Raw genomic sequence first — 11,173 nt, forward strand, 5'->3', positions numbered from 1 at the left:
ACGGCCCAGGTCGCCACGGCCCAGGTCGCCACGGCAGCGGCCGCCACGGCCTCCGCCACCGCGCGCGAAGAGCCGCCTTCTCCCACTGTCATTACCCATGGCATTACCCATGGCGGCTTTCCTCCGGCCGCTCCGGACTGCTCCGCGGCGGCTCATGAGAGCCCTTCCGCGGCGGTCACGGCTGTGGCCCGCACCCGAACCGAAGGCAGGAACCGGAACAGGCCGCCCGGCCCGTGCACGCTGGCGGTCGCGGTGGCCTGCAGTTGGTCGCCGTCGCGCGAGACGGCGATGTGGGTGCCGGACGGGCCGGCGGCCTCGCCGCGTGCCACCGCCTCGGCCTGGGCGTCACCGCGGGCCAGGGCCCGGGCCGTCTCGCGGGCGGCGTCGACGGCGCGGACCTGCGCGGCACCGAGGCTGAGCAGCCAGACCAGCCCGATCGTCACGGCGACCAGCAGCGGCAGCACCATGGCGAGCTCCGCCGTGGCGGCGCCGCGCTCCCGGCTCACCCGATCCCCAGCAGGGACATCACGTGGTCGAACAGCTTGTGCAGCAGGTCGCTGCCGAAGCTGCCGGTCAGCAGCTTGAACAGCAGGCCCGCCAGGCCGGCACCGGCGGCGGTGCCCACGGCGTACTCGGCGGTGGTGATGCCGCGCTCACCACGGCAGGAACGGCGACGGGAACGGGTCATCTCTTCTCCTCACGGTCGGCCGCCGGGTGCGGCGTTCACTTCGACGATCCGCGTTCGCGAAGCCGCGATCGACCTCGATCTCTGGGCCTGTGGACGGTGACGTTCGGAAGCCGCATTGTGGACAGGACCTGGCCGTTCAAAGAGCCAGTGAGCCCAGCAGGCCGCCGACCAGCGGCACGATCCCGATAAGCAGGAACGCCGGCAGCAGGCACAGGCCGAGCGGCGCCGCGGCCCGTACGCCGACAGCCCGCGCTCGGTCCTCCACATCGGCGCGTGCCATGCGTGCCATGTCGTCGGCCAGGCGCGTCACGGCGGTCGCGACCGGAACTCCTCCGGACTGCGCCCGCGCCAGCGCCCGGCCGAGCGGCGCCAGGGCCGAATCCGCGGCCAGGGCCGACCAGGTCGCGACGGGATCGGCTCCCAGGCTCAGTCGCACCGCGACCGGCCGCAGCCGACGGCTGGCGGCTCCGGGCAACGCCTCCGCCACCACCTCGAGCGCGTCGGTCGGCGCGGCTCCGGCGGCAAGAGCGGTGCCCAGCAGCCGCACGACATGGGGCAGCTCGCGCCGGGCCTGCTCGCGCTCACGCCGCACGGTGATCGGCTCGACCCGGCCCAGCGTCACCCAGGCGGCGGCGATCGCCACCGGAGCAGCGAGCAGGCCGACACGGCCGCCGACGAAGCTCGCCGCGCCCGCACCGGCCAACGCCGACAACAGCCATCGCCAGCGCACCATCCAGCCCGGGCTCCCGGTGGCGATCCCAGGTGCGGCACCCTCTCCGGCCTGATCGGTCTCGCTGGCTAGCTCAGGCCCAGGCACACCCATCGCGCCCCCGACCCGTGGTGGCACCATCAACGCGCCGGCGAGACCGGCGAGAAGCGCGGCGAGCGCCCCGCTCATGTCGTCACCCCGCGGGCGATCCGCTCGATCCACCACAGCCCGACCCATCCGAAGGCGAGGCCGAGGGCGAGCGAGCTCAGCCCGACGGGTGTGGACAGCAGGAACGCCCAGGGGTCGCCGCCGACACCGGAGCCGAGCGCCAGCGCACCCAGCGGCAGCAACGCGATCATCCGCGCCGTGGCCCGGGCGGAGGCCAGCTCACCGTCGACGACCCGCGCCGTCGCAGCAGCCGCCCGAAGGTCGAGCGCCACCTGGTCGATCGCCGTGGCCAGCCCCTGGCCGGTCCGATGGGCCACCTGCCAGGCCGCGGCGACGATGCGCAGCTCCTCGGCACCGGGGCGCGTGGCTGCGAGCCGCCAGGCGGCGGGCACGTCCGCGCCCACCCGGAACGCCTCGGCCACCGGCGCCACCTCCGGCCAGTCGGTCGCGGCCCGCGCGAGTGCCGCGCCAGGCGGCTGGCCGGAGGTCAGGTCGGCGGCGATCTGCTCACACAGCTCGACCACGCGACCGGAGGTGAGGGCGACCTCCTGCCGGGACCGGCGTGCACGCCAGAGTCTCACTCCGCCCAACCCGGCGAGCCCGAGGATCGCAACCACCGGCCACCACCGCGTCGGCACCCAGAGGACGACTCCGATCAGCACGGCCGTGGCCACCAGCCACCGCAGCATCCCCGTCCCGGCGATCACGAGCGGTCGGGCCGGCAGCGCCAGCATCACCGCCGCGGCGGCCGCGAGCGCGGCTGGGAGGACGCTCATGACAGCAGGTCCGCCAGTCGGGCGGCGCCCGGGCCCTCGACCGGATCGTCGCCAGACAGCTCCACCGCGGTCGTCAGGGTGACCAGCCCCGACCCGTCGCGCCGAGGCACCGCGATCTCGGCGACACGGCGCACTCCGCCGCGCCTGGTCAGGTGGATCACCGCGTCGAGCGCCGCGGCAAGCTGGCTGTGAGCGGCCTCTCGACCGAGCCCCGCCGCCAACGCCAGTGCCTCGATCCGCGCCGGAACGTCGGCCGCGGAGTTGGCGTGCAGGGTGCCGCAGCCGCCCTCGTGGCCGGTGTTGAGCGCGGCGAGCAGGTCGACCACCTCGGCACCGCGCACCTCGCCGACGACCAGCCGGTCCGGGCGCATCCGTAGCGCCTGCCGCACCAGCGTGCGCAGCTCCACCCGCCCGGCGCCCTCGATATTGGCCGGACGTGCCTCCAGGCCGACCACGTGCGGATGATCGGGCCGCAGCTCGGAGGAGTCCTCGGCCACCACCAGCCGCTCGCGTGGGTCGGCCATCGACAGCAGCGCGGCGAGCAACGTCGTCTTCCCGGTGCCGGTGCCACCCGTGACCAGGAACGCAAGCCGGCGCTCGACGATCCGCCGCAGCACTTCCCCGCCCGCCGAGGAGACCATCCCGCTCGCGACCAGGTCGGCCAGCGTAAACACCCGGCGCGACGGCACCCGCAGCGAGATCGCGGTGCCGGGACGGGCCAGCGGCGCCAGCACCGCATGGAACCGGGTGCCATCGCCGAGCCTGACATCGGCGTACGGCGCGGCGTCGTCCAGCCGGCGCCCGGCCGCGGCCGCCAGTCGCTGCGCGAGGCGCCGCACGGCGGCATCGTCGGGAAAGCTGACACCGGCAGGCTCCAGGCCGGCTCCCCGGTCGAGGAAGACCTGGTCGGGCCCGTTGACCACCACGTCGGTCACGCCGGGCAGCCGTAGCAGCGGCTCCAGCGGCCCGGCACCGACGATGTCACGGCGCAGCACCTCGTACACGGTCAACACCGTCGCGTCCCCGACCGGCCGGCCCGCCGCGCGGAGCGCCTCGGCCACCCGCTGCGGAGTCAGCGCGCCGGGCACCCGCGCCAGCCACTCCCGGACGCCGTCGATCGCCTCCGGCGCCAGGTCCAGGCCCGTGGACGCGGTCATGCCACCGCCTGGAGGACACACCGGCCCAGCGCCGCGCTCGCCGCCTTGGCGAGCGGGCCGCGGCGCGAGCGCAGCGGCCCCAGCCCGAGGTCGATCGCCTCGGCCAGACCGCGCTGGTGCGACATCTCCGCGATCACCGGGAGCCCGATCGCCCGCGCAACGGTCTCCGGATCGGCACCGGGCCCGCGGACCACGACACCGGCCCGCACGCCGTCGGCGAGCCCCTCGACCAGCCGGACCGCCGAGGAGATCCCGGTGACGGTCGGGTTGACGACCACGATCAACTGGTCACAACGAGGCACCAGCTCGGCGGCGCTCTCGTTGCGGGGCAGGTCGATGATCACCGTCTGATGCCCTCGAGCAGCGGCGGAGAGCACCTCACGCACCACCGCCGGATCCAGCCGGCGATGGTCACTCGGCGCCCAGGTCAGCACGCCGAGTCGGCCCTGGCGAGGCAGTGCCTCGCGCAGCGCCCGCGCGCCCAGCCGTCCGCTGGTATGGGCCAGGTCGGCCCAGCGCACGCCCTGCTGCTCCTCGAGGCCGAGCACCCGGTCGATGCCGGGACCGAGCGGATCCGCGTCGACCACCAGCGTGGCACCACTCCTCGCGGCGGACTGGCCCAGGGCACATGCGAACGTGGTGGCACCGGCGCCACCCGAGCCGCCCACCACACCGACGGTCATCCCGCGGCCGGCGTCGTCGCCGACGTCGGTCAGCAGCGCGGTGAGCCAGGACGCGCCGTCGGGCAGCTCGACGACGTGCTCGGCGCCGAGCGCCAGCGCGGCACGAAACACCTCCTCACCGGCCGCGCCCCAGCCCGCCACATGAACGCCGGGGCGCCGCGGCGGCCCGAGCCGGGCCATCTCGGTGAGCAGATCGGCGCCGACGACCACCGCCGGGGCACGGGACCAGGCCCGCAATCCGGTCGAGAGGTCACGGACCACCTCGGGCGTGGCGCCCGCGGCGGCGGCGAGGCGGAGCAGCTCGTCGAGGAGCAGGTCGTCGGCGGAGATCAGCAGCAATGCGGTCATGGGCCGAGCCTGCCCGCGACCCCCGACGTACCGAACCAGGGACGTTGGTCCCTGTGGATTGGCTCGGTCGGAAGTGCCATTGTGGACGGAAGACGGCCCGTTCCACACCTACGATGGAGACGTGGGGACCAGCGCCGCCTTCTTCGATCTCGACAAGACGATCATCGCCAAGTCGAGCACGCTTGCGTTCAGCAAGCCCTTCCAGGCCGGCGGCCTGATCTCGCGCAAGGCCCTCCTGCGCAGCGTCTACACCCAGTTCGTCTACGTGCTCGGCGGCGCCGACCACGATCAGATGGAGAAGATGCGCCAGATGATGTCCGAGCTGGTCACCGGCTGGGACGTCAGCACCGTGCGCGAGATCGTCGCGGACACGCTGCACAACATCGTCGACCCCCTCGTGTACGACGAGGCTGTCCAGCTCATCGAGCAGCACCACGCCGAGGGCCGCGACGTGGTGATCGTGAGCGCCAGCGGCACCGAGGTCGTCGAGCCGATCGGGGAACTGCTCGGCGCCGACCACGTCATCGCCACCCGGATGGAGGTCGAGGAGGGTCGCTATACCGGCACCATCGCCTTCTACGCCTATGCCGAGGGCAAGGCCGAGGCGATGCGCGAGCTGGCCGCCGACAAGGGCTACGACCTGGCCCGGTGCTACGCCTATTCCGACTCGATGACCGACGAGCCGATGCTGGCGGCGGTCGGCCATCCCTACGCGGTCAATCCCGACAAGGAGCTGCGCCGCATCGCCAAGGAGCGCGACTGGCCGATCCTCGTCTTCACCAAGCCGGTCGCGCTGCGCAGCTCCCTGCCGCCGGCGGGCCCGACCCTGGCCGCGATCGCCGTGGGCGGTGTCGTGGCGCTCGGCGGGGTGCTGTGGGCCGGCGCCCGGGCGCGCCGCCGCGAGGGCGCCTGAGCCCGCGCCCGGGCCCACCCCGAAGCCATCCCGAAGCCATCCCGAAGCCACCCCGGAGGCACGTTCGGAAGGGGAGGAATGATCCTCCACAACCGGCACAAGTCAACCCTTGAAGCGTCCGGGCAAGAGGCGTAGAACGGTCTTAGGACAACTCAAGAACCCACACGTGACAAGGGGTACCCACGCGGCGATCTACCCTTCCTACAGGGCGCGCCGAAGTCGGGAATCAGTCCCGCGGCAGCAGTTGATGATGCACGCCTGGTAGCCCCGCGACACGTGTTCGCGGTGGCACTCGGTCAAGCGATCGGGTGCCACCAGCTATTTCGGGTCCCGCAGCGGCGAGGCCTCGGCGCCCGCGCTGAACGCCTCCGCGCCGTACAGCAGCCACGAGTGCAGTCCCGGCCGCGTCCCGGAGGCGTACCCGCGCAGGTTCGACTCGTAGGCCTGCCGCAGCGCCAGGTGCCCGGCCTCGGGCACCACCAGCGACTTCTCGTCCACCCCGCGGGCCACCAGGACGAGTCGCTCCGCGGCCCGGGCGACGAGCCCGTTGCGCGAGTCGAACGGCGCCACGGTGGCCAGGTCGGCATGCACCAGCGCCGCGACCACCAGCGCCGGGACTCTGGTCGGCGCGAGCAGCATCTGCGACAGCGACCGCAGCCGGCCCGCCTGCTCGCTCCCCCGCGGATGCCCGGACCCGCCCGCCAGGACATGCATCCGGGCGAAGGCCTGCAACGGTGTCCGCCTGATCACCGGCACCAGCGACAGCAGCTCGACCGAGAGCCGGACCGCGTCCTGCGCCACCTCGTCGCCGCCGGAGGAGCGGATCTCCTCGAGGGTGGAGGTCGAGCCCTCCAGCACCGCCGAAGCGTGCGCGCCGCGCAGCAGGGACTCGGCGGTGATCTCGGGAGAGGTACGGCGCAGGCCCCGGTCGCGCAGCATCACGTCGATGCCGTCGCGGGCGGCGGCGTACGCCGAGGCCACACCCTCCAGCGACACGAGCCAGGCCAGAGGGTCGTCGGTCACGAGGGTTGAGCCTAGACCGGCCTATCCTGGCGGGGATGACCGATCCCGCCCTCTCCTTCGGAACCTTCGCCGCGTCCTACGACCGCGGCCGGCCCAGCTATCCCGCCGAGGCGGTGGCCTGGGCGCTCGGGGAGAAGCCGCTGCGGGTGCTCGAGCTCGGCGCCGGGACGGGCAAGCTCACCGAGGTACTGGTGGGCCTGGGGCACGAGGTGTTCGCGACCGAGCCGGACGAGCAGATGCTCGACGTACTCTCCGCGAAGCTGCCCGACGTGCGCGCCACGGTCGGCTCGGCCGAGCAGATCCCCGCCGCCGACCAGCAGTACGACGCGGTGGTCACGGGGCAGGCGTTCCACTGGTTCGACCTGGACCGGGCGCTCCCGGAGATCGCGCGGGTGCTGGCTCCCGGTGGGCGCATCGTGGTGATCCACAACCAGCGCGACAAGCGGATCCCGTGGGTGCGCCGACTGGACGCGATGATCGGTCGCCCCGAGCAGAAGGTGTCGCCGACCGCCGACCTGGACGACTCCGGGCTGTTCAGCGCCGTCGAGGAGAACGAGTTCCGGTTCTGGCAGGTGATCAACCGCGAGTCGATCCAGGACCTGGTGCTCTCCCGCTCCAACCTCAACACCGCGACCGATGAGGAGCGCGAGGCCAAGCGCGCCGAAGTGCTGGCGTTCTACGACGACTACGGCCGCGGCATGGACGGCATGCAACTGCCCTACCGGTGCCGGGTCTTCCGCAGCGCCGTGCTGGAGCACGCCCGGGTGAAGCCGGTCCCGGTGGCGCCGGTCGGCACCGGCGCCACCGGTAGCAGCGTCGACACCGCCACCACCGCCACCCGGCTCACCACCGACACCGCGACCCGGCTGCCGCGCGTGGTCACCGACGGGCCGAGCGACGACGGTGGCGACGAACTGCTGCTGATCGACTTCCGCTGACAGCGCTCATCGGATCGGCGTCGCCACGACGACCAGGTTGCGGGTGTAGTGGAAGTGCCCGCCGGGCAGTGACTCCCGTCCGGTGCAGGTGATCAGCACCAGGCGGTGGGCCCCGGTGGTGGCGAACAGGCTGCGCGGCAGCGGCTTCGAGCGCAGGTACGACGACACGCTGCGCACCCGGAATCGGTGACCGTCGAGCGTCACGACCTGGCCCCGGGCGGCGTCGCGCAGGTTCCACAGCGCCCCGGGGTGGTCACTGCGGTCGGAGACGTGGCCGGCGACCACCGTCGTGCCGATCAGCTCACCGGGCGCCGCCGACGAGGCGAGCCAGCCAACCGTGTGGGCTCCGCCCGGGACGTTCATCGAGCCCGCCGAGGAGCCGACGGTCCGGACCGAGGCGTGGATGCCGAGCGCCGGGATCGACAGCGCGGGCACCGCGTGCCGGCCGGCGACGGCGACCTCGCCGTCGTACCCCGTGGGCACGTGCGTGATGTCGGGTCGCGGCCGGTGCGCGAGCGCAGGCGGACGGCAGCGGGTGCTGCTGCCGTCGGCCGAGATCACCCACGCGTAGTGGCCCGGCCGGGTCACGCGCAGCGCCACGGCCGCGGTGCCGTTGCCGTGGCGGAACCGGACCGTGCCCACCCGCGGCGCCGACGCGGGGACGTGCTTGCGCGCCGACGGCCCGATCAGGGTGGCCGTGCCCGAGGCGGTGGCGCCCGGCTGCAGGCCACCGATCCGGATCTTGGCGCGCACCTGGTGACCGTGCAGGGTGCCGTCGCGGCGCACCTTCAGCGTGACCTTCGACGTGCTCGGCCCGCAGCTCAGGCTGGCCTCGCCGCTCGGGTGCGTGTCGTGGCCCGCTGGGATGACGCACGCCGCCGCCACGGTCACCGTGCGCTGGTCGACGACATACCAGGGCGCAGGCAGGATGTCGGTGGTCCAGTTCGCGTCGGTGAGCGTGGTCGAGTCCCAGGTGTTCGGCACGTAGTAGATCGTCTGGTCCGGGACCGCGGGAGTCACCACGACGGTCCGAGACTGTGCCTGCTGGGTGTCGGTGTCGGCACCCGGATCGTCGGTCGACCAGCCACTCCACGGACCCCAGGCGGTGTAGCCGTCGTCCGTCGTCACCTGGTGGGCGTCGTAGTGCACGACGACGTGCGGGCCGCCGTACGCCGACAGCGAGACGGTGCCGGTGCCCAGCACGCTCGGCGGTACGCCGGACGGCCCCCACACGATGTTGATGATCACGGCCGGGATGACGTACCACGTGCCGGCGTCACCCGCGGCCCAGTGCCCCGCGACGGTCTGCCCGGCGACGCTCGTCGTACCGCCGTCGACGAAGTCCCAGCCCAGGATGCTCTTGATCTCCTCGGTGCCGTACAGCGCGGCGCGGGTGCGGACGCGGTACTGCGTCGCGGTGACCGCCGGCGTCCCCGGGATCACCATGGCGTAGCGGTATTCGGTGGTCGCCGTGCAGGCCGGAGCCGCTGCGGTCGCGCCGGCCCGACCCGCCCCGACCGACACCAGCGTTCCCGCGACCAGCATCACGAGGGCGCACACGCGCCCGATGTTCTTCCCCATGATCTCGCCCCATGTCTTGTGCCCCATGCACAACGGCGTCGAGCCTCTCGGCCACCGCTCGCCGGTGGGTCGGATGGGCGCTGATATACCGGAACTGGGGTAAGCCGGGATCAGACGGTGCGCCACTCCTGCGACTGCAGGTCGTGACCGTGGGCGGCCATCAGCATCAGCCCGCCGTCCACGACGTAGGAGGCACCGGTGACGTACGCCGCCCGGGGCGAGCAGAGGAACCCGATCACCGAGGCGACCTCGTCGACGTGCCCGGGCCGTCCGGTGGGGTTGCCCGGCCGGTCGGTCCGGTAGGCGTCCGCCTCCGGCGTCCCGGTCATCTCGGTGGCGATCTCGCCGGGCGCGACGGCGTTGACGGTGATGCCGTGCTCGGCCAGCTCCAGCGCCATCACCTTGGTCAGGCCGCCCAGTCCTGCCTTGGCCGCGCAGTAGGCGGCCGAGCCGTAGCGCGGAACGTGCTCGTGCACGCTGGTCACGTTCACGATCCGGCCGCCCTCGCCCGCGTCCACCATCCGCTGGGCGGCCCGCTGCGCCACCAGGAACGGCCCGTCCAGGTCGGTGGCGAGCACCTGCCGCCAGCGGTCATAGGACAGGTCGAGGGCACGGTCGTTGTGTCCGGTGCCGGCGACGTTGACGACCACCCCCAGGCCGCCGAGCCGCTCGGCCAGGCTGTCGACGACGTCGCCGGCCCGAGTGCTGCTGGCGTCGTACGGCTCGACGAAACAGCGCTGCCCGCGCTGTTCCACCGCCTGCACCGTCTCCAGCAGCGACTCCTCGTCGTGGTGGAAGGTCAGGCCGAGGTCGTAGCCCTCCGCGGCCAGCAGCGAGGCGGTCGCGGCACCGATGCCCGAGTCGCTCCCGGTGACGACGGCGAGACGTGGATGGCTCATCAGTCGGTCCTCACGTGCGCGTAGGTGTGCTGCAGGAAGTCCGAGCCGGCCACCATGCTGAACACCGCCGCCCAGGCGCGGGCCACCCGCGGGGCCAGCGTGAGCAGGGCGACGTACGTCGAGGCGATCCACGGCGCCAGGCAGAACGGGCAGGTGATCAGCTCGCCGACCACGTGCCGGGCCGGCTCCGGGCGGGGCGACTCCTGCACCTCCGCCGAGCCGATGTTCTCCTCGAACTCGGTGAACGGGGCCCGGATCGGTGTCGTCACCCCGTCCTTGCTCAGCACCCGGGCGAACTTGTGGGTGGCGATCGCGCCGAGCACCAGATCGGGAATCGCGTACGACGTCGGCAGGCCGCGGCCGCGCAGCCGGGCGATGGCGGCGGTGCCGCTGACCACGCCGCCGAACACCGACATCACGGTGAGGTAGCCGGCGATCCGGTCGTGGTTGTGGGGGCTGTCGGCCATGCCGTCCGGTAACCCCGCGCCCGGAGCGCTAACCCGGCGCCACCGCCAGCCGGTAGCCCCGCTTGACCACCGTCTGCACCGCGCGGGTGCCCAGCGCCGAGCGCAGTCGAGCCACCGCCATCTCGACGGCGTGCTCGGAGCCGGCCGTGCCGGAGGGCAGCTGAGCGAGCAGCGCCTGCCGCGAGACGACGACACCCGGGTTGGCGACCAGCGCTTGGAGGACGGCGGCCGGAGCCGGCGAGAGCCTGACCTCGACCCCGTCGAGCAGGACGTCGTCGCCGTGCAGCAACAGGGTGCGCCCGCCGGCCAGTGCGACCGAGAGACCCGCCCGCCGCGAGGGCAGCTCCACCTCCAGCTGCTTGACCATGGCCGCCGTCCGGGACCGCTCCGGGAAGATCGTCGGCACGCCCCACAGCTCGAAGGCCGCGGCGGTCACCGGGCCCACGCACGCGGCCACCACGTCGGCCTGGAACGCCGCGACGACCTCGTCGCGCCGCCCGACCGAGCCGGCCGCCTCCATGAACGCCGCCACCGCCGGCGCCGAGGTGAACGTGACGGCGTCCAGCACCCCGTCGGCGACCAGGTCCACCAGCGCGAAGACCGGGGTGGGATCGACCGCCGAGGCCACCCGGTAGACCGTCACCGTCTCCACCCTCGCGCCCTGCCGGCGCAGCGCGTGGGCCACCATCGACAACGACTGGCCGTGCTCCTGCACCACGATCCGCTTGCCGGTCAGGTCGCGCCCGCGCAGATGCGCCAGCACGTCGTCGAACTCCTCCGACTCCGGCGCCCACAGCTCGCGCAGCCCGCGCCGGCGCAGCGC

The 11,173-nt window shown here is 73.4% G+C and carries 13 protein-coding genes; 2 read left to right on the forward strand and 11 right to left on the reverse strand.

Annotated elements, in window-relative coordinates; genetic code table 11:
- Window positions 1-152 precede the first annotated feature (152 nt).
- The 6 genes from VHA72_RS06840 to ssd form a co-directional block, all read right to left on the reverse strand.
- A complete protein-coding gene (locus VHA72_RS06840) occupies window positions 153-506 on the reverse strand; it encodes a TadE family type IV pilus minor pilin (RefSeq protein WP_325573697.1) in 354 nt (117 codons plus the stop codon).
- Window positions 503-688: a DUF4244 domain-containing protein gene (locus tag VHA72_RS06845; protein WP_325573698.1), complete on the reverse strand. Its 186-nt coding sequence runs from the start codon at window positions 686-688 to the stop codon at window positions 503-505. The genes VHA72_RS06840 and VHA72_RS06845 overlap by 4 nt, the downstream gene beginning before the upstream one ends.
- A gap of 136 nt (window positions 689-824) precedes the next feature.
- The gene (locus VHA72_RS06850) at window positions 825-1,586 is read right to left on the reverse strand and encodes a type II secretion system F family protein (protein ID WP_325573699.1); all 762 of its coding nucleotides are present in this window, start codon (window positions 1,584-1,586) and stop codon (window positions 825-827) included.
- On the reverse strand, window positions 1,583-2,341 hold the full coding sequence (locus VHA72_RS06855; protein ID WP_325573700.1) for a type II secretion system F family protein: 759 nt from the start codon (window positions 2,339-2,341) through the stop codon (window positions 1,583-1,585). Before VHA72_RS06855 ends, VHA72_RS06850 begins: the two co-directional genes overlap by 4 nt.
- Window positions 2,338-3,498, reverse strand: coding sequence for a TadA family conjugal transfer-associated ATPase (locus VHA72_RS06860; protein ID WP_325573701.1), 1,161 nt, complete (start codon window positions 3,496-3,498; stop codon window positions 2,338-2,340). The genes VHA72_RS06855 and VHA72_RS06860 overlap by 4 nt, the downstream gene beginning before the upstream one ends.
- The gene (ssd, locus tag VHA72_RS06865) at window positions 3,495-4,529 is read right to left on the reverse strand and encodes a septum site-determining protein Ssd (RefSeq protein WP_325573702.1); all 1,035 of its coding nucleotides are present in this window, start codon (window positions 4,527-4,529) and stop codon (window positions 3,495-3,497) included. The genes VHA72_RS06860 and ssd overlap by 4 nt, the downstream gene beginning before the upstream one ends.
- A 121-nt stretch (window positions 4,530-4,650) precedes the next feature.
- On the opposite strand from ssd, the gene VHA72_RS06870 reads away from it, so the two are divergent.
- A complete protein-coding gene (locus VHA72_RS06870; RefSeq protein ID WP_325573703.1) occupies window positions 4,651-5,442 on the forward strand; it encodes an HAD family hydrolase in 792 nt (263 codons plus the stop codon).
- A 318-nt stretch (window positions 5,443-5,760) separates the two neighbouring features.
- Here VHA72_RS06870 and VHA72_RS06875 read toward each other — a convergent pair whose 3' ends face one another.
- Window positions 5,761-6,465, reverse strand: coding sequence for a Fic family protein (locus VHA72_RS06875; RefSeq protein ID WP_325573704.1), 705 nt, complete (start codon window positions 6,463-6,465; stop codon window positions 5,761-5,763).
- 35 nt (window positions 6,466-6,500) lie between these two features.
- Here VHA72_RS06875 and VHA72_RS06880 point away from each other — a divergent pair, with 35 nt between their 5' ends.
- Window positions 6,501-7,403: a class I SAM-dependent methyltransferase gene (locus VHA72_RS06880; protein ID WP_325573705.1), complete on the forward strand. Its 903-nt coding sequence runs from the start codon at window positions 6,501-6,503 to the stop codon at window positions 7,401-7,403.
- Between the two features lie 6 nt (window positions 7,404-7,409).
- On the opposite strand, the gene VHA72_RS06885 is transcribed toward VHA72_RS06880, so the two are convergent.
- The 4 genes from VHA72_RS06885 to VHA72_RS06900 form a co-directional block, all read right to left on the reverse strand.
- On the reverse strand, window positions 7,410-9,011 hold the full coding sequence (locus tag VHA72_RS06885) for a class F sortase (RefSeq protein ID WP_325573706.1): 1,602 nt from the start codon (window positions 9,009-9,011) through the stop codon (window positions 7,410-7,412).
- 83 nt (window positions 9,012-9,094) lie between these two features.
- Window positions 9,095-9,883, reverse strand: coding sequence for an SDR family oxidoreductase (locus VHA72_RS06890; protein WP_325573707.1), 789 nt, complete (start codon window positions 9,881-9,883; stop codon window positions 9,095-9,097).
- The gene (locus VHA72_RS06895; protein WP_325573708.1) at window positions 9,883-10,350 is read right to left on the reverse strand and encodes a DUF1360 domain-containing protein; all 468 of its coding nucleotides are present in this window, start codon (window positions 10,348-10,350) and stop codon (window positions 9,883-9,885) included. Before VHA72_RS06895 ends, VHA72_RS06890 begins: the two co-directional genes overlap by 1 nt.
- Before the next feature lie 28 nt (window positions 10,351-10,378).
- Window positions 10,379-11,173 (reverse strand): uroporphyrinogen-III synthase (locus VHA72_RS06900; RefSeq protein WP_325573709.1); only part of this gene is annotated, 795 nt, incomplete at its 5' end.

Origin of the sequence: Nocardioides sp. (assembly GCF_035547795.1) — a bacterium.
Classification (GTDB): domain Bacteria; phylum Actinomycetota; class Actinomycetes; order Propionibacteriales; family Nocardioidaceae; genus Nocardioides.